Here is a 25,817-nt window from a genome sequence, read left to right on the forward strand (position 1 = left end):
CCAATGACCGAGTGGATCATCCAGATCGTGCAGCAGTTCGGCTATCTCGGGATCTTCCTGATGCTGATCCTGGCCCGCGTGCTGCCGCCGGTGCCGGCGGAGACGGTGATCCCGCTGGCCGGCATGGGGGCCGCGACGGGGGAGTTCAACCTGCTGCTGGTGGCGCTGGCCGCCGGGGCGGGGTCTGCGGTGGGTGAACTGGTCTGGTACCTGCCGGCCCACTGGATGGGGCGCGAGCGGTTCGAAGCCTTTCTCCGCCGCCATGGCCATTGGCTGACGGTGAAGCCCGAGCAGGTTCACCGCGCCACCGAATGGTTCGCAAGGCGCGGCGGCGTCGCCGTTCTGCTGTGCCAGCCACTGCCGGGGCTGCGCACGCTGATCTCGGTTCCCGCCGGGGCCTGCGGGCTGCCGATGGCGGTGTTCCTGCTCTATGCCGCGGCCGGGGCGACGCTGTGGTCGCTGGTGCTGGCCGGTACCGGCTATCTGGTGCGGGTCGGCTTTCCCTGGATCGCCGACTGGATGGTGCCGGGGGCGCTGGTGCTGTTCATCGTCCTGCTGGCCGCCTATGTGCTGCGGCTGGTCCGCCACCGGCGCGACAACCGCCGGGCGGAGCGTGAAGGAATTTCGCGCAGCGGCGGCTGAACCGGCGCGGAACCTTCGCCCCGGCTGGTGCGTTTGAGGCGCAAGACATCCCGAAAGGACGTGGCCGAAAGGACATGGCCTGAGAGGGACACGACCTTGGCCCGCCCCCCGGTTTCCGGCGTGAAGCCCGATCCGAAAGGAACCGACCAGATGACCCGCAAATCCGCAATGACGAACCGGTGGCGAGCCGCCGCCGTGTTGTCGGCGGCGCTCGGCATGGCCGCCTGCGCCTCCGACGTGCCGCCGCCCACCGCCCAGCTCGGCGCCGCGTCCCAGGCGGTGCAGGAGGCCGAGCGCGCCAACGCCCTGCAATACGCTCCCGTCGCGTTGCAGAGCGCCCGCGACAAGCTGGCCTCCGCCGACAAGGCCATGCGCGCCGACGAGCGCACCCGCGCCCGCCGCCTCGCCGAGGAGGCCCGCGTCGATGCCGAGCTGGCGACGGTGACCTCGCAGCGCGCGGTGACCCAGCAGGCCGCCACCGCCGTGGCCAAGTCCGCGGTCCCCAACACTCCGCGGTCGGCTGCCGCGCCGAATGTGGCGCCGGTCTACAGCGGCTCGACGCTCGGCGGCACGCCGTCCGGCGGGGCCGGCTATGGCGGCTCCGGGATGAGCGGTTCCAGCTATCCGGCTCCGTCCGCGGTTCCGCCGGCGCCGGCCGGTTCGCTCGGCACGGTGGGCGGCACGGTGGGCGGCTCAGGCGTCGGGACCAGCGGCGGCAACAGCTGGGGCTACAGCTATCCGGAGGTGCGTCAATGACCGCGTTCGCTTCCCGCAGCATTCTTGTCCTCGCGGGTCTCGGCCTCGGGCTGGCCGGTTGCGCCACCCAGCCCACGGACAGCGCCGCCCTGACCCAGGCGCGGCAGGATTACAGCCTGGCCGCCGCCAACCCGCAGGTCGCCGGCAACGCCCCGCTTCAGCTGCGCGACGCCGAGACGGCCTTGCGCCGTGCCGAGGCGATGCGCGACCAGGGCGCCGATGCCGCCGAGGTCGATCACCAGGCCTACATCGTCAGCCGCCGGGTGCAGATCGCGCAGGAGACGGCCGGGGTGAAGGGTGCCCAGACCGTGGTCGCCAACGCCGACAGCTACCGCCTCCAGGCCCGCAACACCGAGCTTGAGCAGCAGCTGCGCGACCTCCAGGCGCAGCGGACCGAGCGCGGCCTGGTCATGACGCTGGGCGACATCCTGTTCGCCACCGGCCGGGCGGAGCTGACCCCCGGCGCCTATGAGCGCATCGACCGGCTCGCCCAGTTCCTGCAATCCCAGCCCGGCCGCACCATCCGGATCGAGGGCCACACCGACAGCACCGGCAGCGACACCACCAATCTGCGCCTGTCGGAGGCCCGCGCCAACTCCGTTCGCGACGCCCTGACCATGCGCGGCGTCTCTCCGGCGCGCATCGTCACCCAGGGCATGGGCGAGGCGCAGCCCGTCGCCGCCAACACCACCGACGCCGGCCGCCAGCAGAACCGCCGCGTCGAGATCGTCATCTCCGACGACGGCCGCGTCGCGGAGACGCGGTAAGTCCAGATATGGAAATCCCCTCTCCCACGGTGGGAGAGGGGGTTTCGGAAAGCGGGCCCGGCTCTCGCGTGACGGTCAGTCGCGCGCGGGGCGGGCTTTTTCGCGTCCGCTCCGGATCGCGCCCCAGACCCCGGCGGCCAGCCCGACCGTCAGCAGAGCGGCGGCAGCGGCGCGCAGGGCGGAGCGCGGCGGTGGCGGCAGACGCTTCCACGGTGCCCAGGCCTCGTTCGGGTCGTCGGGGTCGGCGATGCGCAGGGCGGCGAAGGCCTGTTCGGTCAGGCTGGGATCGCTGGCGGGCAGTTCGGCCAGCCGGCGGCCGGACTGCGGGCAGAGCCGGTCGATGGCGGCGACGACGCTGCCGGCCGCCTGGATTTCCGCCTCCAGCCGGGGCTGGTCGATGCCCATATGCTCGGCCAGCAGGCGGTTGCGCACGCCCATGATCGCGGCCTCCGCACTGGTCCGCTCCGGCCCGTCTTCCCGCGGCGCCTCGATGGTCAGGTCGCACTCGCTGTCGTAGCCCATCGAGCGGTTGTTCAGGTTGGACGAGCCGATGCGCAGCAGCCGGCCGTCCACCGCCACCACCTTGGAGTGGACGATCACCGGCCCGCCGCCCTCCGTCACCGGGGTCAGGGTGCGCAGCCGACCGAAACGGTCGGCCTCGCGCAGGCAGCGCAGGGCCACCGAGCGCGGCGTGTCCATCGCCATGCGGTCGAACCAGCTCGGGCTTTCCATCGACACCACCAGCACCACCTCCGGCCCGTCGGGCTCGGCCAGCCGGCGGGCCAGCGCCTCGGCGACGCGGGCGGAGGCGAAATACTGGTTTTCCAGATAGATGGTGCGTTCGGCGGCGGCGATGGCGGCGAAGGTCAGCGCCTCGCTCTCGCGGATCGCCGGACGCTCGTCGATTTCCGGCACGGTGCGGGAGATGCCGATCCGCGCATCCGTCAGGATCGGGCTGGCGCAGTCGGGCAGGGGGCAGTCCGGCCAGGGGTCCTGATCGGCCCGGTCGGTGTCGGGCGGCGGGCAAGGCTCCAGCATCTCGCCGGTGGCGCAACGCCAGCGCTCCCTTGCCAGTTCTGACAGGGCACGGGCGGCATCGCCGTCGACCATCATCATCACGTCGTGGCGCGGGCCATAGGGCTCGCCATTCGGGCAGCGGCGGCGCGGGTCGCCGTCGCGATGCTCCGACGTGTCCCAGCGGTCGAAGGAGAAGTCGATCCCGCCGCAGAAGGCCAGGGCATCGTCGATCACCAGCAGCTTCTGGTGCTGGGCGGCGCCGACCGGCAGTTCCCCGTCGAGCCGGGCATTCAGCCGGTGGCCGGTGCTGCGGTCCAGCCGCTCCAGCGGTTCGTGCGGATGGTCGAGCGCGATGGGAAAGGGCATGTCCCATTTCAGCGCCCGCACATGCAGCCCGGGCCGCGACCGCATCAGCCGGGCGAGGAAGCGGCCCAGCGTCTCGTGGCTTTCGGGGTCCAGGCGCATGCGCGGGTCGATGTCCCAGCCGACCAGCAGGATCGATCGCTTCGCCTGTTCCATGGCGGCACGGGCGGCAACGAAATAATCGGCGCCGTCGACCAGCACCGCCACCCGCCCGGCACGCTCGGTCCGCCAGCAGGTCAGGCCGGGACGGAGCACCGGGTCGGAGGGTCCAATGGCACTGGAAGGATCGGGGGGCATCGGGGGCGTTGCAGAATGATGGGGGGCGGACTGTCGGGCGGCATCCTGGGAGGCGTCGGGCAAGGCTGGAACCCTCATTGAAAACGCGCCGGGAGGCTTTGCGCGGACCATCCGCCTCGCGGCTTGAACCCTATGGCGTGCCTGTTGTTCCCGCCTCGCCGGCTGTGCGTCGGTGGCTCGCCGAAGGAACCCGCCGGGCGTGGCCTTGCCCCTCTTTTGCCGGCGTTTTTCCAAAAAAAGCGCATGGACCGACCGAGATCATGCCCCGATTGCCCTGTTCTAAACCCATGAAAGACAATGACGCCCTGGCCGGACGCCGATTGCGGCTCCAGACACGGCGTCCGTCCCGTTCCAAAGACGCCCAAATGCGAGGCGTTGCCACCATGAAGGAGTTCGAGGATGCGTAACCTGATGATCGGTGCTGTTTCGGCAGTTTTCCTGATGGCCGCCCCGGCCATGGCCCAGACCGCTCAGCAAGCCAACCCCGGCGCCCTCAAGGGCAGCGGCGCATACCAAACCGCCCCGAGCAGCACCACCAACGTCGGTCCGGACGGCATCGTCCACACCCCGCCGGGCGCCACCACCTCGCCGTCGGCCGGTTCCACCACCGGCGGTGCGGGCACGTCGGGTTCGACCGGCACCACTGGCACCATGTCGGGCTCCTCGACCTCGCCGGTGCCGGGTGTGACCACCGCCCCGTCGGGCATGGGCAACAACACCGGCAGCAACGTTCCGCGCGACAACCAGACCGCGACCGGCACCCACTGCCCGCCGGGCACCCCGAACTGCGGCCCGGACAACGGCGGCAGCCAGTAATTTCCCCCTTGCGGCAACAGCGCGGGCGCCCCGGAGCCATCCCTCCGGCGGCGCCCGCGTCGTTTTTGCAGGTCGTTTTCGGTGCCGCCGTCACCGTCATGGCGGACGGCAAAGAGAATAGACTGTTGGAACCTCAGCCGGATGCGCGGACCGGACGGCGGGACGGAACCTCGACGAGATCGTCCAGCGGGGCGGTGCCGGCGGCGGTTTCGACCAGACGGCGGAACAGCGCCTGCTGCCGGCTGTCGGCGACCAGATATTCCGGATGCCACTGCACGCCGATCATGAAGGGCTCGTTCGGCGCCTCGATGCCCTGGACGACGCCGGCGCGTTCGCGCGCGACGACGCGCAGACCGTCGCCGACGCGGTCCACCGACTGGTGGTGCAGGGCGTTCACGCGGCATTCGGCGATGCCGAGGATGCGGTAGAGCCTGCTGTCCGGTGCGATCCGGATGCGCTTGCGCGGCAGAACGGTGCGCATGTGCGGCGCTTCGTCGTAGACCTCGTGGATGTCGACGTGGAGCGAGCCGCCGCGGTGGACGTTGATCATCTGCGACCCGCGGCAGATGCCCAGCACCGGCAGTCCGATCTTGGCGGCGCAGTCCAGCGCCAGCATCTCCAGCCGGTCGCGTTCGGGATCGATGCGGATGTGCGGACGGGCGGATTCGCCGTAGAGCGACGCGTCGATGTCGTCGCCGCCGCCGACGACCAGCGCGTCCAGCCGGTCGATGGGGAAGGGTGACTCGGCGGTGATGCGGACCGACGATGCTCCGGCCCGCCACAGGGCAAGCCGGTTGGCCATGGCGGCGATGCGGCTGCCATGGATCGAGGCGGTGATGCCGACCAGCGGCCGGGACCTGCCGACGATGGCTGCCATGGAAACCCCCCTCAGCCGGCCTGACGGGCGGGGCCGTCGACCCCATCGACTTGCTCAGCGATGCCTGCGTCCGCGCCGTGAATGCCCGGATTGGCGGCCAGCACGGCGTCGATGCGCTCGGCCCAGCCGTCGAGCTGCTGTGCTTCGGCTGCCCGGCGGTAATCGGTGCCGAGGCCGTCCAGCAGGGCGCGGTCGGCGGCCAGCCGCTCCACCGCCACCCAGCGGTTCCAGTCGGCGGCGAGCGACCAGCTGGGGTCGCTCAGCCGCGCGTTCGGCAGTCGGTAATGGAAGGTCGGGCGCGGTCGGATATGCGGATCCGCCATCGCCGCGGCCAGACGGTCGCGGTCGAGATGGGCGAACAGCGGGAACAGGTCCAGCTCGCGGTTGCGGGTGGGGTTGTCGGCCAGATAATCGTCGATCAGCCCGCCCAGGTCGGGACGATAGGCGGGATCGACCACCTTGGCGGCATAGGGCGTCGGGAAGGCGGCGATGAAGCCGGACAGGCGCCGGGTGACGTCGACCCGGATTTCCCGCCGCAGCCAGGGGGCCAGCAGCAGGAAGGCCTTCAAAGTGTCCAGCAGGTAATCGCCATCGGTCCGCGCCACCTCCGGATTGAAATGCAGGCCGAAGGCGAACAGGGGGCTGGCCTCCGTCCCGGCGGCGCCCAGCGCGCGCAGGCGGGCGACCATCTCCTCCAGCTCCGGCATCTGCTCCACCGTCACCGGCGGGGCGGCGATCTCGAAGGGCATCACCAGACTGCCGATGTTGCCCCACAGCGGCCGCAGCGGGTCGAGGATCGCCGCACCCCCCTTGCCCTTGTGGGCGGAGCGCATGTCGAGTTCCACCGTGAAGTCGCCGAGCCGCGTCTCCGTCACCAGACATCGGTGCGGGTTTTCGACGGTGACGCTGCCGCCGAACAGCCGGTGCACGCAGGCTGCGGCCGACGGCGCGTCCAGATCGGCGAATTCAAGTTCCACCCCCACGCGGCGCGGCGTGCCCTGGGACGTGGTGCGGAGCGGGGGGAGGAGGAAGGGTGTGGTCATTGCAAGGCTTCAACAGCCCACCCCGCAGCCTGTTCCATCGATGGAGCAGCGTCTGTATTGCAGTTGCATGAGAAGTCCTTGAGCACTGCAACGACGCGAATTCAAGCATGCTGCGGGACATATCCCTTTCGACCGTAGCCACTCGATGGTGGTATGTTTGGGTTTTTGATGTAAATGCTCTGCAGTTGGCGGCAAATTGGGAGAGGATAACAGCCCTTCGATCGGTTTCTCCCCTCTGTTCCAGCCCATTCTTTTCTAAATTAACCGGCGCTTAACCATAAGTGCGTTAGCGATGGGCATGCCGCAGGGTGGCGCATCCATCGTTCCATCCGGTCGGCTTTGCGGAGGAGCCTCGTCTACGCCATGACCCTTCTGGCACGCCTCTTCATCCTGGTCCTGCTCGCGGTCCTGCCGGCGATCGGCATCCAGATCTACAGCGTGCTCGAACAGCGGGCGGAGCGCGAAGGCGAAGTGACGCTCCAGGCCGAACGCCTTCTCCGGCAGGTCGAAAGCGAGCATTTCCGTCTCATCGACAGCGCCCGCCTGATGGTCACCGCGGTGACGGAGGCGCGCTTTCTGCGCCGGGGCGAGATCGACAACTGCCAGAGCTATCTGGAGCGGCTGGCGACCCGTTCCGCCGATTACCGCACCCTGTCGATCACCGATACCGAGGGGCGCATCCTGTGCAGCGCCGATCCGTCGCGCATCGGTGCCTCGCTGAGCGTCCAGCCGCATTTCCGCCGGGCGATGACGCAGGGCCGTTTCGCCGTCGGCGAGTGGACGATCACCCATTCCGGCGCCGACGGCGGCGAACTGCCGGTCGCCGCTCCCTATTCGGACAGCAACGGCCGGCGGGCTGGCGTGGTTGCCCTGTCGCTCGACGTGCCGCGGCTGACCGCCCTCTTCGCCTCCCGTCCGATGCCGGACAACACCACCCTGACCGTCGCCGACCGCTCCGGCACCATCCTGGTGAAGCTGCCGGGCACCCAGGGCCGCGCCGGCGAACGGCTGCCGGACAGTTATCTGGGGCTTCTGTCGGAACGGGAAGCCGGCGTGACCATGCTGCCCGGGCTGGACGGCGTGTCGCGCATCCTCGCCTTCTCCCCGCCGTCCGCCGGCATCCGCGACCTGTTCATCAGCGTCGGCGTCGACCGTGGCGCCGCCATGGGGGCGGTCGACCGCGCCACCCGGGACGGGTTGCTGATGACGCTGTCCGGCTTCCTGGTCGCCGCCGCCGCCGCCTGGATCGGCGGCACCCTGTTCATCCGCCGCCCGGTCGATGCGCTGGTTTCCGCCGCCCGCGACTGGAGCGAGGGCAAGACCGCCACCCGGGTGAAGCTGTCCGACCGTTCGTCGGAGATCGGCCAGCTCGGCTACGCCTTCGACATGATGGCCGAACGGCTGGAGGCGCGCGAAGCGGCGTTGCGCCAGTCGGAAAGCCACATCCGCGCCGTGCTGGACGCGCTGCCGGCCTATGTCGGCGTGCTGACGCCGGACGGGGCGGTGGCCCAGGTCAACCGCGCCGCCGCCGATGCCGCCGGGTTGCCGCCCGCCCGCATCGTCGGCCGCCCCTTCGACGAGATTTGCTGGCTGTCCTTCGACGAGGCGGGGCGGGAACGGCTGCGCCACGCGCTGGCGCTGGGGGCCGGCGGACGGTCCTCCCGCTTCGATGCCGGGCTGCGCGTCGCCACCGGGCGGGACACCGCTCCGCGCGAGATGACGGTGGACGTCAACCTGACCCCGATGGTCGATGCCGACGGGCATGTCACCCACCTGATCGCCACCGGCATCGACATCACCGAACGCAAGCGCACCGAGGAGGCGCTGCGCGTCGCCGAGGAGCGTGTGCGCACCGGCCTGCGCAATTCCGGCGTGGTGGTGCTCAACCAGGACCGCGACCTCCGCTACACCTGGGCGCATTCGGAATGGCTCGGCTTCTCTCCCGACGCGCTGATCGGCCGTACCGACGCCGACCTGTGCAGCCAACGCGAGGATGCCGACGGCATGATGGCGCTGAAGCGCCGGGTGATGGAGAGCGGCGTCGGCGCACGGGAAGAGGTGCGCATCCGCTGCAAGGGCGAGGACCGCTTCTTCGACCTGACCATCGACCCGCTGCTCGATCCCTCCGGCCGTGTGGAGGGCGTCACCTGCGCCGCCGTCGAGGTCACCGACCGCAAGAAGGCCGAGGCCGAACTGCGCCGTGCGCGGGAGGAGGCCGATCAGGCCAACGACGGCAAGTCCAAGTTCCTCGCCGCCGCCAGCCACGACCTGCGCCAGCCGGTGCAGTCGCTCTATCTCTTCACCGCGGCCTTGAGCGATCGGCTGCAGGGCCATGCGGCGCTGCCGATCCTCGACAACATCCGCCAGGGGCTGGACACGCTGAAGAGCCTGCTGGACGGCCTGCTGGACATGTCGCGGCTGGAGTCCGGCAAGATTGTCGCCACGCCGGTCGAGGTGCGGCTGAACCAGATGCTCGGCCGGCTGGTCGCCGAATACGGCCCGCGCGCCGCCCAGAAAGGGCTGGAACTGCGCGCCGTGCCGACCCGCGCCTGGGTCCGCACCGATCCGGCCCATCTGGAGCGCATCCTGCGCAACCTCGTGGAAAATGCGCTGCGCTACACCACCAGGGGCAAGGTGCTGCTGGGCTGCCGCCGGACGCCGTCCGGCATGCGGGTGGAGGTATGGGACACCGGCGCCGGCATCCCCGCCGACCGGCTGGAGGACATCTTCGAGGAATTCACCCAGCTGGGCGAGCGCAGCGAACGCGGCCTCGGCCTGGGGCTGGCCATCGTCAAGCGGCTGTCGCGGCTGCTCGGCCATCCGGTGACGGTGCGCTCGTGGGAGGGCAAGGGGTCGGTCTTCGCGGTCGAACTGCCGCGGGTGATCCTGGGCAACCCGCGTCCGGCCAGCGGCACCGCCGCCGCTGCGGCGACGCTCGCGCGCCGGTCCGTCGCCAACGACGCCGCTGCGGCCAACGACCGCGGGCAGGCGATCAGCGCCATCGCCAACGCCTTCGGCGCTGGGCGGAGCGCGGGCGGGGCGACCAGGACGATTGCCGCCCCGGCGGCGGTCGCACCCGGGGCCGGAGCCGGAGCCGGCAAGGGCATGGTGCTGGTGATCGACGACGAGGCGATCATCCTTCTCGGCCTCAAGGCGATCCTGGAAGGCTGGGGCTATGACGTGCTGACCGCCAAGTCGGGCGATCAGGCGCTGGAACGGCTGCGCGCCGACGGCCGCTGCCCGCAGATCGTGCTGGCCGACTACCAGCTCCAGCAGGGCCGCACCGGTCCGGAGGCGGTGTGTGCCGTCCAGACCATGCTGGGCCAGTCGGTTCCCGGCATCATCCTGACCGGCGACACCAGTTCCGAGCGCCAGGAGGAGGCCGAGCGCCGCGGCTTCCGCATCCTGCACAAGCCGGTCTTCCCCAACGACCTCCGCCGCATGATGGCGAGCGCCGGGGCGGCGTGAGGCGCCGGCTTCGGTTGTACCGACAGCAAAAAGGGCCGCTCCCCACCGGGAAGCGGCCCTTGTCCTATCCGAATTGCGGCAGCCTTACTTCGCCAGATTGCGCAGCACGAAGTTCAGCACGCCGCCGTTCCGGTAATACTCCACCTCGTCCAGCGTATCGATGCGCAGCAGCAGCGGATAGGTCTCCGTCTTGCCGTCGGCGCGGGTCAGGGTCAGGGTGACGTCCTTGCGCGGGCGCAGGTCCTGTTCGATGCCGTCGATGTCGAAGCGTTCCGACCCGTCCAGCTTCAGCTCGTTGCGGGTCAGGCCGTCCTTGAACTGCAAGGGCAGGATGCCCATCCCGACGAGGTTGGAGCGGTGGATGCGCTCGAAGCTCTCGGCGATCACCGCGCGGATGCCCAGCAGGCGGGTGCCCTTGGCCGCCCAGTCGCGGCTCGACCCCGTGCCGTACTCCTTGCCGGCGACCACCACCAGCGGCACGCCCTCGTCGGCGTAGCGCATGGCGGCGGTGTAGATCGGCAGCCGTTCGCCCGACGGGTAATGCTTGGTCTCGCCGCCTTCCACGCCGGGGATCAGCTCGTTGCGGATGCGGATGTTGGCGAAGGTGCCGCGCATCATGACTTCATGGTTGCCGCGGCGGGCGCCGTAGCTGTTGAAGTCCTGCGGACGGACTTGGTAGCTCAGCAGATACTCGCCGGCCGGGCTGGTCTTCTTGATCGAGCCGGCGGGGGAGATGTGGTCGGTGGTGATGGAATCGCCCAGCACCGCCAGCGCCCGCGCGCCGCGCACGTCCGACACCGGGTCCGGCGTCTTGGTCAGGCCGGTGAAGAAGGGCGGCAGCTTCACATAGGTGGAGCCGTCCTGCCACTGGTAGGTCTGGCCCTCCGCCGTGGCGATGGCCTGCCACTGTTCCGGTCCCTTGAACACGTCGGAATAGCGGCTGCGGAACATCTCGGCGGTCAGCGAGGCGTCGATGGCGTCCTGCACCTCGCGGTTGCTCGGCCAGATGTCCTTCAGATAGACCGGCTGACCGTCGGTTCCGGTGCCCAGCGGATCCGTGGTCAGGTCGACGTTCAGGTTGCCGGCCAGCGCATAGGCGACGCAGAGCGGCGGCGAGGCGAGGTAGTTGGCGCGGGTGTGCGGGTTGACGCGGCCTTCGAAGTTGCGGTTGCCCGACAGCACGGCGCCGACCACGAGGTTGCCTTCCTCCACCGCCGCGGCGATGGTGTCGGGCAGCGGGCCGGAATTGCCGATGCAGGTGGTGCAGCCATAGCCGACGATGTTGAAGCCGATGCGGTCGAGATACGGCTGCAACCCGGCCTTGGCGAGATAGTCGGTGACCACCTGGGAGCCCGGCGCCAGCGAGGTCTTGACCCACGGCTTCTGCGTCAGCCCCTTTTCCACAGCCTTCTTGGCCAAGAGGCCGGCGGCGACCAGCACCGCCGGGTTGGAGGTGTTGGTGCAGGAGGTTATGGCGGCGATGACGACGGCGCCCTGTTCCAGGCTGTAGTCGGCACCCTTCACCGCAACCGCCTTCTTCGGATCGTCGGCCTTGTAGGCCTCGGTCATGTCCTTGGCGAAGCCCTGTGCCACCGCCGACAGCGGCACGCGGTCCTGCGGGCGCTTCGGGCCGGCCAGCGACGGCTCCACCGTGCCCATGTCCAGTTCGAGCACGTCGGTGAAGACCGGGTCGGGGCTGTTCGGCTCGCGCCACATGCCCTGGGCCTTGGCATAGGCCTCGACCAGCGCGACGCGGTCGGGATCGCGGCCGGTGAAGGTCAGGTAGCGGATGGTCTCGGCGTCGATGGGGAAGATGCCGCAGGTCGCGCCATATTCCGGCGCCATGTTGCCGATGGTGGCGCGGTCGGGCAGCGTCATGCTGTCCAGGCCCGGCCCGAAGAACTCGACGAACTTGCCGACCACGCCCTTCCTGCGCAGCATCTGGGTGACGGTCAGCACGAGGTCGGTGGCGGTCATGCCCTCCTTCAGCCGGCCGGTCAGCTTGAAGCCGACGACCTCCGGGATCAGCATGGAGATCGGCTGGCCCAGCATCGCGGCCTCTGCCTCGATGCCGCCGACGCCCCAGCCCAGCACGGACAGGCCGTTGACCATGGTGGTGTGGCTGTCGGTGCCGACCAGCGTGTCGGGATAGGCCACCGGCTTGCCCGACGGGTCGCCGTCGGTCCACACGACCTGGGCCAGATATTCGGTGTTGACCTGATGGCAGATGCCGGTGCCCGGCGGCACCACGCGGAAATTGTCGAAGGCCTTCTGGCCCCAGCGCAGGAATTCGTAGCGTTCCAGGTTGCGTTCGAACTCCAGATCGACGTTCTTCTGGAAGGCGTCGGCGCCGCCGAAGTAATCGACCATCACCGAATGGTCGATGACCAGATCGACCGGGACCAGCGGGTTGATCTTGGTCGGGTCGCCGCCCAGCGATGCCATCGCTTCCCGCATCGCCGCCAGATCGCAGACCGCCGGCACGCCGGTGAAGTCCTGCATCAGCACACGGGCCGGGCGATAGGCGATTTCACGGTCGGACCGCTTGTCGGCCAGCCATTGGGCCACCGCCTTCACGTCGTCGACGGAGACGGTGCGCCCGTCCTCGAACCGCAGCAGGTTTTCCAGCAGCACCTTCATCGAGAACGGCAGCCGCGACAGATCGCCGAGACCCGCCTCCTCGGCGGCCTTCAGGCTGAAATAGTCGTAGCTCTTGCCGCCCGCGCTGAGCGAGCGGCGGGTCTTGAGCGAATCCTGACCGGTGAAGGTGGTCACGGGAAAGACTCCTTGGCTTCTGTGGCTTTTGGACCCGGCAGTCCGGATCGTGGCTTTCGGTTCGGGCGGGCACCGGCGCGGATGCCTGGGGAAGATGCTTCTCGTCGGATGGACTGGGGATGGACCGGACGGCCACCGGACAGAGCGGGCCATACAGCCAAGATGTAGGGCGCGAGCCCGGTCTATCAACGCACCGAATGTCCCCTGCCGCAAGGCGAGGTGGAAGTCCAATCCAGGGGCAGGACTTGGCGTGTGCCTGGATACTGGAAACGATTACGGTGCGGTGGTCCATACATTACAAAGTTTTATGCCGTCCGGAATTGCATATGGCTTTCAGCGAGGGACTTGTCCGGTTAGTCTGCCCGCGGCGACACATGGACGGAGGCGGGCGGTGACGGGCAAGGGCGGTCTTTGGGAGATGGTCCGCACGGTCGCGGTCGCGGGGCTGCTGGCCGTTGGAGCCCGTTCGGTGGTGGCGCAGCCTTTCCACGTCCCGTCGGGATCGATGGAGCCGACGCTGGAGGTCGGCGATTTCCTGTTCGCCAGCAAATTCCCCTATGGGTACAGCCGCTATTCCTTCCCGCTCGACGCGCTTCCCATCTCCGGCCGGGTTCTGGGCCATGCACCGCAGCGCGGCGACATCGTGGTGTTCCGCCTGCCGCGCGACCCGGAGCAGGTCTATGTTAAGCGGCTCGTCGGGCTGCCGGGCGACGTGGTGCAGATGCGGAGCGGCATTCTGCATGTGAACGGCCAGCCGGCGGCGCTGGAGCGCCTGGAGGATTTCGTCGAGACGGGAGCCGATGGCGCCCGCCGGACCATCCCGCAATATGTGGAGCATCTGCCGGGTGGTCCGGCGCACCGTGTCCTGCATGTGGCCGGGCGCGATGGTCTGGACGACACCCCGCCGCTTCGGGTGCCGGATGGCCATTACTTCATGCTGGGTGACAACCGCAGCAATTCGCTGGACAGCCGGGTTGCGGCAACGACCGGCGGCGTCGGCTTCGTTCCCGCCGAAAACCTCATCGGCCGTGCCGACCTGCGGCATTTCTCCGTCGATCCAACCGCGTTGGACGACTTGGCCCACTGGCCGGCGGCCCTGCGGCTGGACCGCATCGGGCTGATCCGCTGAGCTGCCCTCACACCATCCTATGGGGCGGGCTTCGTCAGGCGGGTTTCATCGCCACGTAGCGGACGAAGCGCAACCCGCTGCCCAGCACCCGCAACCGTGCCCACCACAGCGCCAGTTCGCGCTTCAAGGCGGCCAGCACCGGTGCCGGCGGCGCGGCGGCCGCCAGCGTGTCGGCCAGCTTGCGCACGCGGTCGATGATGTGGCGGCGGTGCAACTGGGTCAGATCCTCCGAAATGCGGAGGTCGAGGTTGCGCTGGGTCAGTTCGTCGGCCATGCGGGTGGCGGTCCAGGGATAGACCTCCATCGGCTCCTCCTCCCGCCAGCCGTTCCAGCTGTCCCAGGAGCCGGGGGTGCCGTCGATCACATAGTCGTACAGGGCGATGCCGCCCTTGGGCTTCACGCAGTCGCCGAGCCGGTCGAGGAACAGATCCTTGTCGCGCACGCGGTGGAGGATGCGGTCGGCCATCACGAGGTCGAAGCTGCCGGCCTGGTTGAAATGCTCCGGGTCGTAATGGGCGATGGGTGCCTTCTTCGACAGGCCCAGCGCCTTCGACCGGTCCATCGCCAGCTTCGCCAGCAGCGGCGACGGCTCCAGCCCGGTCACCCAGGTGTCGCAGCTTTGCACCAGCGCGCGGGCGGTGCCGCCCAGGCCGGCCGACAGGTCCAGCACGCTCTTGGCCGGGTTCAGCCCGAAGGACCGGACGGAATCGACCAGCCACGCCGCCTCCTCCGGCCCGGTCATGTCCTGGCCCCACAGAAGCTGCGCCCCCTCGCTGCGCGCCGGCGACCAGACCGGCTCGCCGTGACGGTCGAGTTGCATCAACGCCAGCCGGTCCAGTTCCGGGTTGCCGGTGGGCGGGGCCGGCAGCGCGCTTGCGCCCGGCGTTGCTGGAGGGGGGGCACTGCCAACCGTATCGACCGGGCCGGACTGGCGGCGGCCCGCCAGAGCGCGCGGGTCGGCCCGGTTCGAAATGCGGGGCAGGCGGGACAGGTCATAGCCCTCCCACCACGCAGCCAAACGGATGCGCCAGTCGGGGTTACGCCACCGCTCCAAATCCTGCGGACTGATCTGCGGCACCACGCATCTGCCCTTTCCAGATCAAGCGGCGGATCACCGATCTACCACTTTTGGGTATAGTCTCGACATTCGGCACCGTGATTTAGAAGTAGGTTGGCCTGATTTGTCTGTCAAGAAACCATTATTTAACGATTTCGACTTCGTTTTCGCCAATTGTCGGAAAATTTTACCGGTTTTTGTCTGTCCACCCGCTCTGTGCGGCCATTGCGGCAGCCCGGGCACCTCCCTATACTCCCGTCGCAACCGACGAAGGGGGCTTCGCGTGCCGATCAAAACCGGTGAGTCCACCGGCAATCCCTGGACCGTGCTGACCAGCACGACGAAATATGAGAATGCCTGGATGGAGGTGGTCGAACACAAGGTTCTGACCCCGAAGGGCTCTCCCGGCATCTACGGCGTCGTCCATCCCCGCAGTCTTGCCACCGGCGTGGTGCCGGTCCATGCCGACGGCACGGTGACCCTGGTCGGCCAGTACCGCTTCCCTTTGAAGCAGTACAGCTGGGAAATCCCCGAGGGCGGCGGGCGCAAGGGCGTCGAACCGCAGGAATCCGCCGCGCGCGAACTGCGCGAGGAAACCGGCCTGACGGCGCGGCGCTGGATGCCGCTGATGACGCTGCACCTGTCCAACTGCATCACCGACGAGGTGGCCCACACCTTCGTCGCCTGGGATATGGAGCAGGGCGAGTCCGCTCCCGACGAGACCGAGGTGCTGGCGGTGCGCCGCCTGCCCTTCGCCGAGGTGATCGACATGGTGCTGTCCGGCGCCATCACCGACGCCATGGCGGTGGCCAGCCTGCTGAAGCTGCGGGTGCTGGCGGCGGAAGGCGCGCTGCCCGAGGATCTCGTCCGCATTCTCCGCGCCTGACCTGTCAGCAATTCGATCTGCCGCCAATTCGGACCTCCATGACCGTCATTTCCGGCCACGCCGTCGCCATCGATTTCGAGACCGCCAACGAGACCCGCACCAGCGCCTGCTCCATCGGCGTCGCCTGGATCGAGAACGGCCGCGTGACCGGGACGGAAGAGCATCTGATCCGCCCGCGCGAGCCGCGCTTCAACCCCTTCAACAGCGCCATCCACGGCATCCGGGAAGAGGACGTGGCCGACGCGCCCGAATTCCCGGAGGTGTGGGCGGCCCTCCGGGAGCGGGTGCAGGGCCGGCTGATCCTGGCCCACAACGCCGCCTTCGACCTCAGCGTGCTGCGCCATACCCTGACCGACTACGACTTGGACCTGCCGGCCTGCGACTATCTCTGCACCGTCATGATGGCGCGCCGGGCCTGGCCGACCCTGACCGGACACCGCCTGAACCATCTGGCCGATTTCCTGGGGATCGCGCTTCACCACCATCATGCCGGCAGCGACGCCGAGGCCTGCGGCCGCATCGCCCTGGCCGCGGCGCTGGAGATGGAGCTGGGCGGCTTCGGCGAGATCGAGCGCACCGGCATCCGGCTGGGCCGCATCGACCCCGGCGGCTATTCGCCCTGCAAGGGCGGCAAGGCGCCGCCGCGCCGCCCGCGCGTGGTGGTGTGAAGCGTCAGCCGACGCTTTCCCAACATCCTTCCCTGCGTTCGAATTTTTGCGATCGGGTTTACGCTTCAAATCGATTCCGATTTTTCGCGATCCGATCTAGGCTCCCGCTCCACCGTGTGAAGGAGCGAACCGCATGCTGTTCATGTTCCACTGCGTCGACAAGGCGGGTGCCGCCGATGTCCGCGCCGCCAACCGTACCGAGCATCTGGCCTATCTGGAAGCCAATGCCGCCCGCATCTTTGCCGCCGGCCCGCTGCTGTCGGACGACCAGAGCGGCATGGTCGGCAGCCTGCTGATCGTCGAGTGCGCCGATGCCGCCGCCGCGCAGGCGTTTGCCGACGGCGACCCTTATGCCAAGGCCGGCCTGTTCGACAGCGTGACGATCCGGCCCTGGCGCCGCGTCTACCCTAAGGCCTGAGCGGGAGAGCGCTGGCGATGGCCTACTGGCTGGTGAAATCCGAGCCGTTCAAATATTCCTGGGACCGCATGGTCGCCGATGGCCGGACCCATTGGGATGGGGTGCGCAATTACCAGGCGTCCAACAATCTGAAGGCGATGGAGGTCGGCGACCGCGCCTTCTTCTATCACTCCAACGAAGGGCTGGAGATCGTCGGCATCGTCGAGATCGTCCGCACCTATTACCCGGACCCCAGCGACGAGTCCGGCCGCTTCGGCATGGTCGACGTGGCCCCGGTGATGCCGGTGAAGACGCCCGTCACGCTGAAGCAGATCAAGGCCGATCCGCAACTTCAGTCGATGGCGCTGGTGCGTCAGTCGCGGCTGTCGGTCTGCCCGGTCTCCGACGACGAGTGGGCGCGGGTGTGCGATCTGGCGGGGGTCGGCGTGCCGGCCTGAGGGACCGAGCGGGGCGAAGGCGGCCCCGCTCTCCGCTGCCCTGTTCTTCGCAGAAAGACCTACTCGGCCGCTTCCTGGATTGCCGCGTGGAAGTCGTTGGTCGCCTGCAGCATGCGGCGGGCGATGTCCGCCATGCCGGCGGCCGAGACGGCGTCGAGGGGACCGCCGAGCATGCGCAACGTGGCGTCGATGGCCATCAGGCTGGTGCGGTCGGCCATTCCAGCGAGACGGTCGTTGCGGTCGCCGGCTTTCGGAAGATCGTCCGCGTTCGTGGTGCTGGGCATTGCGATCCTTGCCGCCGCTGATCGTTACCGTAATGCAGCAACTCTATAGCTGCCGGCGGGTTAAGGTCGGGTTAAGCAAGGGATCGTCCGTTACAGGACGGACATCCCCGCACGCTGCCCCGCATGCTGCGCCGCGGCGCGGCGGATGGTCGCGGGACGGGACCGCCGCGCTTCCGGCCCGGTTGGCGGCGCGGTCACGGAGACCTTGGCATGCCTCGGTATGCTTGGGGAAGAAACAGTCTCGCGCTGCAAAATCAGCGACACAATCCTCCTTTGGTCGGGGGGCCTGCGGGGGCCGATCTGCTTGTTCGTCCCGCAACTTGTGTGGATAATGCCGCTCAATTCCGGGCGGCGGCCCGCCGCCCTCCAATCATCTTCCGGCCAATTCGGAAGCACCACGGGGGAATCGCACTCATGACCGACAACAGCTTCTTTCCGGTGAAGCCCGAGATCGCGGCGGCCGCCCACGTGAATGCGGAAGCCTATGCCCGCATGTACGAGCAGTCGGTCAAGGACCCCGAGGCGTTCTGGGGCGAGCAGGGCAAGCGGCTCGACTGGATCCAGCCCTACAGCAAGGTGAAGGACGTCAACTTCAACGACGACGTCCACATCCGCTGGTTCTACGACGGCACGCTGAACGTGTCGGCCAACTGCATCGACCGCCATCTGGCGACCCGCGGCGACCAGACCGCGATCCTGTTCGAAGGCGACGACCCCGGCGTTTCCAAGGCCATCACCTACAAGGAACTGCACGAGAAGGTCTGCCGTCTCGCCAACGTGCTGAAGAAGAACGGCGTCAAGAAGGGCGACCGCGTCACCATCTATCTGCCGATGATCCCGGAGGCCGCCTATGCGATGCTGGCCTGCACCCGCATCGGCGCCATCCACTCCATCGTCTTCGGCGGCTTCTCGCCCGACAGCCTGAAGGACCGCATCGTCGACTGCGACAGCCATTTCGTCATCACCTCCGACGAGGGTCTGCGCGGCGGCCGTAAGGTGCCGCTGAAGGCCAACGCCGACAAGGCGGTGGCCGGCGCGCCGGTGGTCAAGCATGTGCTGGTGGTCAAGCACACCGGCGGCACCGTCGCCTGGACCGAGGGGCGCGACCTCTGGTACCACGAGGAGATGGAGAGCGTCTCCGCCGACTGCCCGCCGGAAGAGATGAACGCCGAGGATCCGCTGTTCATCCTCTACACCTCCGGCTCGACCGGCAAGCCGAAGGGCGTGCTGCACACCACCGGCGGCTATCTCGTCTATGCGTCGATGACCCACCAGTATGTCTTCGACTACAAGGACGGCGAAGTCTACTGGTGCACGGCCGACGTGGGCTGGGTCACCGGCCACAGCTACATCGTCTATGGCCCGCTCGCCAACGGCGCCACCACGCTGATGTTCGAAGGCATTCCGACCTACCCGGACGTCTCGCGCTTCTGGCAGGTCATCGACAAGCACAAGGTCAACATCTTCTACACCGCCCCGACCGCCATCCGCTCGCTGATGCGCGAAGGCGAAGGCCCGGTGAAGAACACCTCGCGCGCGTCCCTGCGCGTGCTGGGGTCGGTCGGCGAGCCGATCAATCCGGAAGCGTGGCTGTGGTACTACAATGTGGTCGGCGACGCCCGCTGCCCGATCGTCGACACCTGGTGGCAGACGGAAACCGGCGGCATCCTGATCAGCCCGCTGGTCGGCGCCATCGGCCAGAAGCCGGGCTCCGCGACCAAGCCGTTCTTCGGCGTCCAGCCGGTCGTCGTCGACAATGAAGGCCAGATCCTGGACGGCGAGACCGAGGGCAACCTCTGCATTGCCGATGCCTGGCCCGGCATGATGCGCACGGTCTATGGCGACCACGAGCGCTTCATCCAGACCTACTTCTCGACCTTCGCCGGCAAGTACTTCACCGGCGACGGCTGCCGCCGCGACGCCGACGGCTATTACTGGATCACCGGCCGCGTCGACGACGTCATCAACGTGTCCGGCCACCGCATGGGCACCGCCGAGGTCGAAAGCGCGCTGGTCGCCCACCCGAAGGTCGCCGAGGCCGCGGTCGTCGGCTATCCGCACGACCTGAAGGGCCAGGGCATCTACGCCTACGTCACGCTGAACGCCGGCGAGACGCCGACGGAGGAGCTGCGCAAGGAACTGGTCGCCTGGGTCCGCAAGGAGATCGGCCCGATCGCCTCGCCCGACCTGATCCAGTGGGCTCCCGGCCTGCCGAAGACCCGTTCGGGCAAGATCATGCGCCGCATCCTGCGCAAGATCGCCGCGAACGAGCATGACAGCCTGGGCGACACCTCGACGCTTGCCGATCCGGGCGTGGTGACCGACCTGATCGACAACCGCATGAACAACGCCTGACGGCGGGTTTCATGAGAAAGGGGCGCTCCGGTGGGGTGCCCCTTTTTTCTTTGTCGTGTCAGGCCCTTTCCCCAACGGCACGACCACATCCTCAACGCTCCGGCAGCACCAGCGGGGCGGCGGGGGAGATGGTGAAGGCAGTGGGGGAGGGGTGGCGCTCGACGATCCGCTTGCGGGCGTCTTCAGCACTTTCGGCGGCGATGGCGTAGGTGCGGATGCCGGTCCAGGGGGCGGTGGCGTCCAGCGCCTCCACCGCGACATACCACAGCGGGCCGCTGGACCGGGCGACGCGGTCGACGCAATAGAACTCCATCGGCGTCAGGGCATCGTCGCCGGTGACGGCCGACTGCAAAGACAGGATTTCACCCTCCACCTCGGCCGCCTCGCGGCGCAGGCCGGCGAGGGTTTCCTCCGCCTCCACCCGGCGGACCGAGGCGAGCTTGGCGTAGTTGGCGTAGACGTCCAGCCGCTCCTTCAGCGCGGTCAGCTTCTCCGACTGGCGGCGGGCGCGGATGCCGAGGATGCGCTCGGCCAGCACGCCGATGACCAGGCTGGTGACAGCTCCCAGAAGCCAGACGGGGCTCACGGTGCGGAGGCTCCGGCAACAGCGTCTTCGTCCGCCTCCTCGCTGGAAACGGTGACGCCCACCCCCTCGTGGAAGATGTTGCGGGTCAGCATCTGGGCGGCGGCGAAGTCGGAGGCCCAGACCTGCGCCTCGTTCCCGAAGCGCCAGATGGCGGGGTGGACCACCGCCTTGGCATCGGGCCGGGCGGTGAAGCCCGGAGCCATCGCCAGACGGAAGGTGAAATGGTTGCGCCCCGGCTCAGGCCGGCCGATCTCGTGGATGAAGCGGCGCGCGGCGGCGGTGCGCTTGCCGCTGCGGCGGTTGAGGACGAGCTTGTCGGTCGACAGCTCCACCAGCCTTGCCTTCGTCGCCTCGATTTCGGCCTGCATCGCCTCCAGCTCGTTGGCCTGGCGTTCCAGCGCATCGCGTTCGGCGGTCAGGGCGGCGCCGCAGCGGCGGATTTCCCGGTCCGTCCGCAGGATCAGGCCGCGGCGGATGCCCAGGAACAGCAGGGTGGCGCCGATGCTGAACAGCGCCAGCAGCATTTCCGACGTCATACGCGCCCGCTCCGCAAACCATTCGGCAGTGGGGGAGTTGTAGCGCAATCCGCCTGGGCACGCATCACAAGCAAGTGCCTCCCGGATCTAAAAAACGGCGCCCCGCAGGGCGCCGTAGTCGTCAGCAAAGCGAATGGATGGTCATTTCCGCTCGCCGATGGCGGTCTGGGCGGCCTTCACCAGATCGGGGCCGATCTGCTTGGCCCACTTGTCGAAGACCGGCTGAGTGGCGGTCTGGAAGGCCTTCTGCTGGTCCGGCGTCAGGCGCACGACTTCGACGCCCTGGGCGGTGATCTCCTTCAGCAGGCTGTCGTCCTCTGCGGTGATGCCCTTGCGGGAGATCGCGACCTCTTCCGTAGCGGCCTGGACGGCGGCGGCGCGCACGGCCTCCTGGTCCTCCTTCGACCAGCTGGCCCACACCTCCTTGTTGACCACGAAGATCAGCGGATCGGCGACATAGCCCCACAGGGTGAGGTTCTTCTGGCCCAGCGTGGCGAGCTTGGCGGCAACGAAGATCGCCAGCGGGTTTTCCTGCCCGTCGACGGCGCCGGTCGACAGGGCCGGCTGCGCGTCGGCCCAGCTCATCTGCGTCGGGTTGGCGCCGAGAGCCGTGAAGGTATCGAGGTAGAGCGGCGAGCCGACGACACGGATCTTCAGCCCCTTCAGGTCGGCCGGCGTGCGGATCGGGTGCTTGGAGTTGGAGATCTCGCGGAAGCCGTTCTCGCCCCAGGCCAGCGGCATCACGTCCTTGGTGGCGAGCAGGTCGAACAGCGTCTTGCCGACCTCGCCCTTGGTCAGGGCATCCAGTGCCTTGTGGTCGGGCATCAGGAAGGGCAGGGAGAAGAGGTTCAGCTCCTTCACCTGCGGCGACCAGTTGATGGTGGAGCCGACCGCCATGTCGATGGTGCCCTGGCGGAGTGCGGTGAACTCCTTGGTCTGGTCGCCGTTCACCAGCGAGGTGCCGGGATACATCTTGACGTTGATGCGGCCGCCGGTCTTCTCCTTGACCAGTTCGGCCCAGCGGTCGCCGCCGACACCCCAGGGGAAGGGCTTGCCCAGAACGGTCGAAAGCTTGTACTCCGCCTTGTAGTCGGCAGCGTTCGCCGCACCGGCAACCAGAACCGGAACCGTCAGCGCGGCCAACGCGATGCCGGTGAGCAGAGCCTTCAGCGATTTCATACTTGTTTCCTCCCAAGCGCCCTATACGAAAGATACGGACCGGGATCGTACAGATGCACGCAGGACTGTTCCACGCGCAATTTGAAGCGACCGTCCGCGGTCCGAACAATACGGCCATGCGGCTGAGCCGCATTACGGTCATGCGGTTTGGCCTGATTCTCGGCGCTTTCGTCTGGCTGACGTCGCCCGTCCCGGGCCTCGCCCAGGGACTGCCCGGCCCGGCGACCCCGATGGGGCCGAACCCCAGCGAGTGCGAAATCCAGGCGGCGCTGCTCGGCACCACCGGACCCAACTGTCCGCCGGTGGCGATGCAGCGGCCGGCCGCCCCGCCGCCGGCCACGTCCGCCGCCGCCCCGCCGGGCCAGCGGCCGGGACCGGTGACGGTGCCGCCGCTGCCCGGCCCGACCGCGATGCAGGCGCCGGAACTGCGTGCTGCCTTCCGGGTGGAGTTCGACTTCAATTCCGCCGTCATCCGGCCGGAATCGCGGGAGATCCTGGACAAGGTGGCGGCGGTGATGGGAACGGCCGGCACCACCCGCTTCCGCATCGTCGGACACACCGACGCCGTCGGCGGCGACGCGGCCAACCTCGCCTTGTCCAAGCGGCGGGCGGCGGCGGTGGTCGAGTATCTGGTGTCGCACCACCACATTCACGCCGACCGGCTGGAGGCGTCCGGCATGGGCGCGCGGGACCTGCTGCTGCCCGACCAGCCGAAGGCGGCGGCCAACCGGCGGGTGGAGATCGTCAATCTGGGCGGCTGAAGTTTTTTCGGATCCGCCGGGAACTTTCGGTGGGGTGGGGTGTTGCGCAGGAGCGCCGACGGGCCTATCGGCCCTGTGCGCCCCTCCCTCCAACCCCCGACCGGGAGAGCCGATGCCGGACCACACCCCGATTCCCATCGACAGCCACCGCATCGCCGACGACGAGGTCGGCAAGCCGGCGGTCTTCGGTGCCATCCTGTCCGGCCAGCCGCTGGAGATTCACCGCAACATCTTCGAAGGCGACTACAGCCGTTTCCGGTCGGGGGTGTGGCAGTGCACGCCGGGTCTCGTTGCGATGAAGGACTGGCCCTATCACGAATTCTGCGTCCTGCTGTCGGGCCGGGTGATCATCACGCCGGAGGGCGGAACCCCGCGGGAATACAAGGCCGGCGACGCGCTGGTGCTGCCGATGGGTTTCACCGGCACCTGGGAGATCCTGGAGACGGTGCGCAAATACTATGCGGTCCAGGCGCGCCAGCCGCTGCTGCGGCGGATGAAGGCGCGGGTGAAGGGCTGGCTGCGGCCGGAAGCCAAGGGCGGGCCGGCGGCGACTACGCAGCCCGGCACCGCATTCTGACACCTCGCCATCCGCCGGACGCCCGTGTTAGGGTCCGCCGCGCCGTCTGCCAGGACGGCCCCCGTGCAAGACTCTGACACCGGTGCGTCCCATCATGACCCAGGCCCCCCGTACCCTCACCGAGATCGCCGAAGCGCTGGGCGCCGCGGTCGAAGGCGACGGCTCCCTCACGATCCGCCGCGCCGTCCATCCGTCGGAAGCGGAAGGTCCGGAGGATCTGGCGCTGGCGATGGACAAGGACCTGCTGGCCCTGCTGCCCGGCAGCAAGGCGGTCGCCGCCGTCGTCGCCGAAGGGGTCGAGGTGCCGGAGGGCATCAAGGGCCGCATCGTGGTCAAGCGCCCGCGCTACGCCATGGCCGGGATGCTCGACATCTTCGAACGTCCGGTCCATGCCGAGCCGGGGGTGTCGCCGCAGGCCTATGTGGCGCCCGACGCCGTGGTGGCGCCCGATGCCTCCATCGCCCCCTTCGCCTATGTCGGCCCGCGCGCCCGCATCGGCGCCGGGGTGGTCATCCTGCCGCATGTCACGGTCGGGGCCGATGCGGTGATCGGCGAGGGCAGCCTGCTGCACCCCGGTGCCCGCATCGGCGAGCGGGTGGAGATGGGCGCCCGCTGCATCGTCCATCCCAACGCCGCCATCGGCAATGACGGCTTCAGCTTCGTCACGCCGGAGCCGGGCAGCGTCGAATCCGCCAAGACCACCGGCCGCGTCGTCGGCACCAACGTGCTGATCCGCCGGGTGAACTCCATCGGCACCGTGATCATGGGCGACGATGTCGAGGTCGGGGCCGGCGCCACCATCGACCGCGGCACGGTGACGGCCACCCGCATCGGCAACGGCACCAAGATCGACAACCTCGTCCAGATCGGCCACAACGTCCAGGTCGGCACCAACTGCATGCTGTGCGGCCATGTCGGCATCGCCGGCAGCACGGTGATCGGCGACCGCGTGGTCCTGGCCGGCAAGGTCGGCGTCGCCGACCACATCAAGATCGGCAGCGACGCGGTGGTGGCGGCCAATTCCGGTGTCGGCAGCAACATCCCGCCGAAGTCGGTTTGGATGGGCTATCCCGCCGTGCCGCGCACCCGCGCCTTCGAACAGTACAAGGGCCTCGCCCGCCTGAAGCGCCTGTTTGCCGACGTCTCCGACCTCAAGGCGCGCCTGACCGCCATCGACGGCGGCCCGGTGAAGGCCGAGGCGGAGCCGGCGGAGCAGCAGGAATAGGCGAGCGGTCCGGCCGCCTTCCGCCCTTCATCGTTCAACCACAATCGTTCCCATGACCTCCGGCCAGAACCCCACCCGTGAATCGATCCTTGGCGGCCCGGCCGTCATCCTGGTGCAGCCGCAGCTCGGCGAGAACATCGGCGCCTGCGCGCGTGCGATGCTGAATTGCGGGCTGACCGACCTGCGGCTGGTCAAGCCGCGGGACGGCTGGCCCAACCCGAAGGCGAATGCCGCGGCCTCCGGTGCCGACCTCGTCATCGACAATGCGAAGATCTTCGAGACGACCGCCGAGGCGGTCGCCGATCTGGAGTCGGTCTTCGCCACCACGGTGCGCACCCGCGACATGATCCAGCGCTTCGTCACCCCGCGCGTCGCGGCCGGCGAGATGCGGGAGCGCTATGCCGCCGGCCAGAAGGTCGGGGTGATGTTCGGGCCGGAGCGCACCGGGCTGTTCAACGACGACCTGACCCTTGCCCAGACGCTGGTGACGGTGCCGCTGAACCCGGCCTTCTCCTCGCTCAATCTGGCGCAGGCGGTGCTGCTGATCGGCTACGAGTGGTTCCAGGCCGGCGACCGCACGCCCGACCGTTTCCTCCACACCGGCCAGACCCGCCCGGCGACGATGGCGGAGCGGGTGAACTTCTTCGAGCGGCTGGAGGCGTCGCTGGACCGCACTGGCTTCTTCACCAGCGAGGCGAAGCGCCCCTCGATGATCCGCACCCTGCGCAACGCCTTCGAGCGGATGGAGATGACCGAGCAGGAGGTGCGCACCCTCCACGGCGTCGTCACCGCCCTGGTCGATGGCGACAAGCGGAAAGGCGGGAGTTAGAGTCTGTCTGATGCTTATTGAAGCACCATACAGACTCTAAGCTTTTGGTTTTCCGTGTGATTCACGCTT

At 68.6% G+C, this 25,817-nt stretch carries 24 protein-coding genes; 15 read left to right on the forward strand and 9 right to left on the reverse strand.

Annotated elements, in window-relative coordinates:
• Positions 1 to 3: 3 nt before the first annotated feature.
• The 3 genes from CRT60_RS24110 (at position 4) to CRT60_RS24120 (ending at position 2,165) form a co-directional block, all read left to right on the forward strand.
• Entirely contained in the window at positions 4 to 642 is a 639-nt protein-coding gene (locus CRT60_RS24110; protein ID WP_098739104.1) for a DedA family protein, read from the forward strand.
• A 150-nt stretch (positions 643 to 792) separates the two neighbouring features.
• Positions 793 to 1,398: a DUF4398 domain-containing protein gene (locus CRT60_RS24115; protein ID WP_098739105.1), complete on the forward strand. Its 606-nt coding sequence runs from the start codon at positions 793 to 795 to the stop codon at positions 1,396 to 1,398.
• Positions 1,395 to 2,165 carry an OmpA family protein gene (locus CRT60_RS24120; RefSeq protein ID WP_098739106.1) on the forward strand — a complete coding sequence of 257 codons (771 nt, stop codon included), beginning with the start codon at positions 1,395 to 1,397 and terminating at the stop codon, positions 2,163 to 2,165. Before CRT60_RS24115 ends, CRT60_RS24120 begins: the two co-directional genes overlap by 4 nt.
• Positions 2,166 to 2,240: 75 nt before the next feature.
• On the opposite strand, the gene CRT60_RS24125 is transcribed toward CRT60_RS24120, so the two are convergent.
• On the reverse strand, positions 2,241 to 3,800 hold the full coding sequence (locus CRT60_RS24125; protein ID WP_244592722.1) for a phospholipase D-like domain-containing protein: 1,560 nt from the start codon (positions 3,798 to 3,800) through the stop codon (positions 2,241 to 2,243).
• Between the two features lie 441 nt (positions 3,801 to 4,241).
• Between CRT60_RS24125 and CRT60_RS24130 the strand changes: the two genes are divergently transcribed.
• The gene (locus CRT60_RS24130; protein WP_143273377.1) at positions 4,242 to 4,658 is read left to right on the forward strand and encodes a hypothetical protein; all 417 of its coding nucleotides are present in this window, start codon (positions 4,242 to 4,244) and stop codon (positions 4,656 to 4,658) included.
• A 133-nt stretch (positions 4,659 to 4,791) separates the two neighbouring features.
• On the opposite strand, the gene CRT60_RS24135 is transcribed toward CRT60_RS24130, so the two are convergent.
• Together CRT60_RS24135 and CRT60_RS24140 are read right to left on the reverse strand one after the other, a co-directional pair.
• Complete coding sequence (locus CRT60_RS24135) at positions 4,792 to 5,535, reverse strand: gamma-glutamyl-gamma-aminobutyrate hydrolase family protein (protein ID WP_098739109.1); 744 nt, start codon at positions 5,533 to 5,535, stop codon at positions 4,792 to 4,794.
• Positions 5,536 to 5,546: 11 nt separating this feature from the next.
• Complete coding sequence (locus CRT60_RS24140) at positions 5,547 to 6,578, reverse strand: amidoligase family protein (RefSeq protein ID WP_098739110.1); 1,032 nt, start codon at positions 6,576 to 6,578, stop codon at positions 5,547 to 5,549.
• Between the two features lie 363 nt (positions 6,579 to 6,941).
• On the opposite strand from CRT60_RS24140, the gene CRT60_RS24145 reads away from it, so the two are divergent.
• Positions 6,942 to 10,046, forward strand: coding sequence for a PAS domain-containing protein (locus CRT60_RS24145; RefSeq protein ID WP_098739111.1), 3,105 nt, complete (start codon positions 6,942 to 6,944; stop codon positions 10,044 to 10,046).
• 84 nt (positions 10,047 to 10,130) lie between these two features.
• Here the strand turns inward: CRT60_RS24145 and acnA are convergent, their stop codons facing one another.
• Positions 10,131 to 12,821, reverse strand: coding sequence for an aconitate hydratase AcnA (gene acnA, locus CRT60_RS24150; RefSeq protein WP_098739112.1), 2,691 nt, complete (start codon positions 12,819 to 12,821; stop codon positions 10,131 to 10,133).
• 391 nt (positions 12,822 to 13,212) lie between these two features.
• Between acnA and lepB the strand changes: the two genes are divergently transcribed.
• The gene (lepB, locus tag CRT60_RS24155; RefSeq protein WP_098739113.1) at positions 13,213 to 13,950 is read left to right on the forward strand and encodes a signal peptidase I; all 738 of its coding nucleotides are present in this window, start codon (positions 13,213 to 13,215) and stop codon (positions 13,948 to 13,950) included.
• Between the two features lie 34 nt (positions 13,951 to 13,984).
• On the opposite strand, the gene CRT60_RS24160 is transcribed toward lepB, so the two are convergent.
• Positions 13,985 to 15,028 (reverse strand): class I SAM-dependent methyltransferase, encoded by a 1,044-nt coding sequence (locus CRT60_RS24160; protein ID WP_244592723.1) that lies wholly within the window; start codon positions 15,026 to 15,028, stop codon positions 13,985 to 13,987.
• A 262-nt stretch (positions 15,029 to 15,290) separates the two neighbouring features.
• Between CRT60_RS24160 and CRT60_RS24165 the strand changes: the two genes are divergently transcribed.
• The 4 genes from CRT60_RS24165 (at position 15,291) to CRT60_RS24180 (ending at position 17,416) form a co-directional block, all read left to right on the forward strand.
• Positions 15,291 to 15,893 (forward strand): NUDIX domain-containing protein, encoded by a 603-nt coding sequence (locus CRT60_RS24165; protein WP_098739115.1) that lies wholly within the window; start codon positions 15,291 to 15,293, stop codon positions 15,891 to 15,893.
• 38 nt (positions 15,894 to 15,931) lie between these two features.
• Entirely contained in the window at positions 15,932 to 16,561 is a 630-nt protein-coding gene (locus CRT60_RS24170; protein WP_098739116.1) for a 3'-5' exonuclease, read from the forward strand.
• 133 nt (positions 16,562 to 16,694) lie between these two features.
• Complete coding sequence (locus tag CRT60_RS24175; RefSeq protein WP_098739117.1) at positions 16,695 to 16,979, forward strand: YciI family protein; 285 nt, start codon at positions 16,695 to 16,697, stop codon at positions 16,977 to 16,979.
• A gap of 17 nt (positions 16,980 to 16,996) precedes the next feature.
• Positions 16,997 to 17,416, forward strand: coding sequence for an EVE domain-containing protein (locus CRT60_RS24180; RefSeq protein ID WP_098739118.1), 420 nt, complete (start codon positions 16,997 to 16,999; stop codon positions 17,414 to 17,416).
• A gap of 59 nt (positions 17,417 to 17,475) precedes the next feature.
• On the opposite strand, the gene CRT60_RS24185 is transcribed toward CRT60_RS24180, so the two are convergent.
• Positions 17,476 to 17,700 carry a hypothetical protein gene (locus tag CRT60_RS24185; RefSeq protein WP_098739119.1) on the reverse strand — a complete coding sequence of 75 codons (225 nt, stop codon included), beginning with the start codon at positions 17,698 to 17,700 and terminating at the stop codon, positions 17,476 to 17,478.
• 414 nt (positions 17,701 to 18,114) lie between these two features.
• On the opposite strand from CRT60_RS24185, the gene acs reads away from it, so the two are divergent.
• On the forward strand, positions 18,115 to 20,055 hold the full coding sequence (acs, locus tag CRT60_RS24190) for an acetate--CoA ligase (RefSeq protein WP_098739120.1): 1,941 nt from the start codon (positions 18,115 to 18,117) through the stop codon (positions 20,053 to 20,055).
• Between the two features lie 91 nt (positions 20,056 to 20,146).
• Here the strand turns inward: acs and CRT60_RS24195 are convergent, their stop codons facing one another.
• From CRT60_RS24195 to CRT60_RS24205, 3 genes are all read right to left on the reverse strand, one after another.
• Positions 20,147 to 20,641, reverse strand: coding sequence for a hypothetical protein (locus tag CRT60_RS24195; RefSeq protein WP_098739121.1), 495 nt, complete (start codon positions 20,639 to 20,641; stop codon positions 20,147 to 20,149).
• Entirely contained in the window at positions 20,638 to 21,177 is a 540-nt protein-coding gene (locus CRT60_RS24200) for a hypothetical protein (protein WP_098739122.1), read from the reverse strand. The genes CRT60_RS24195 and CRT60_RS24200 overlap by 4 nt, the downstream gene beginning before the upstream one ends.
• A 141-nt stretch (positions 21,178 to 21,318) precedes the next feature.
• Positions 21,319 to 22,356: a DctP family TRAP transporter solute-binding subunit gene (locus tag CRT60_RS24205; RefSeq protein WP_098739123.1), complete on the reverse strand. Its 1,038-nt coding sequence runs from the start codon at positions 22,354 to 22,356 to the stop codon at positions 21,319 to 21,321.
• Positions 22,357 to 22,496: 140 nt separating this feature from the next.
• Here CRT60_RS24205 and CRT60_RS24210 point away from each other — a divergent pair, with 140 nt between their 5' ends.
• The 4 genes from CRT60_RS24210 to CRT60_RS24225 all read left to right on the forward strand — a co-directional run bounded on the left by CRT60_RS24210 (position 22,497) and on the right by CRT60_RS24225 (position 25,748).
• Positions 22,497 to 23,117: an OmpA family protein gene (locus CRT60_RS24210; RefSeq protein ID WP_244592724.1), complete on the forward strand. Its 621-nt coding sequence runs from the start codon at positions 22,497 to 22,499 to the stop codon at positions 23,115 to 23,117.
• A gap of 112 nt (positions 23,118 to 23,229) precedes the next feature.
• Entirely contained in the window at positions 23,230 to 23,694 is a 465-nt protein-coding gene (locus tag CRT60_RS24215; RefSeq protein ID WP_098739125.1) for a cupin domain-containing protein, read from the forward strand.
• A 94-nt stretch (positions 23,695 to 23,788) separates the two neighbouring features.
• Positions 23,789 to 24,919 (forward strand): UDP-3-O-(3-hydroxymyristoyl)glucosamine N-acyltransferase, encoded by a 1,131-nt coding sequence (locus tag CRT60_RS24220; protein ID WP_098739126.1) that lies wholly within the window; start codon positions 23,789 to 23,791, stop codon positions 24,917 to 24,919.
• Positions 24,920 to 24,971: 52 nt separating this feature from the next.
• The gene (locus tag CRT60_RS24225) at positions 24,972 to 25,748 is read left to right on the forward strand and encodes an RNA methyltransferase (RefSeq protein WP_098739127.1); all 777 of its coding nucleotides are present in this window, start codon (positions 24,972 to 24,974) and stop codon (positions 25,746 to 25,748) included.
• The last annotated feature ends 69 nt before the right edge of the window (positions 25,749 to 25,817 follow it).

Origin of the sequence: Azospirillum palustre (assembly GCF_002573965.1) — a bacterium.
Taxonomy (GTDB): Bacteria; Pseudomonadota; Alphaproteobacteria; order Azospirillales; family Azospirillaceae; genus Azospirillum; species Azospirillum palustre.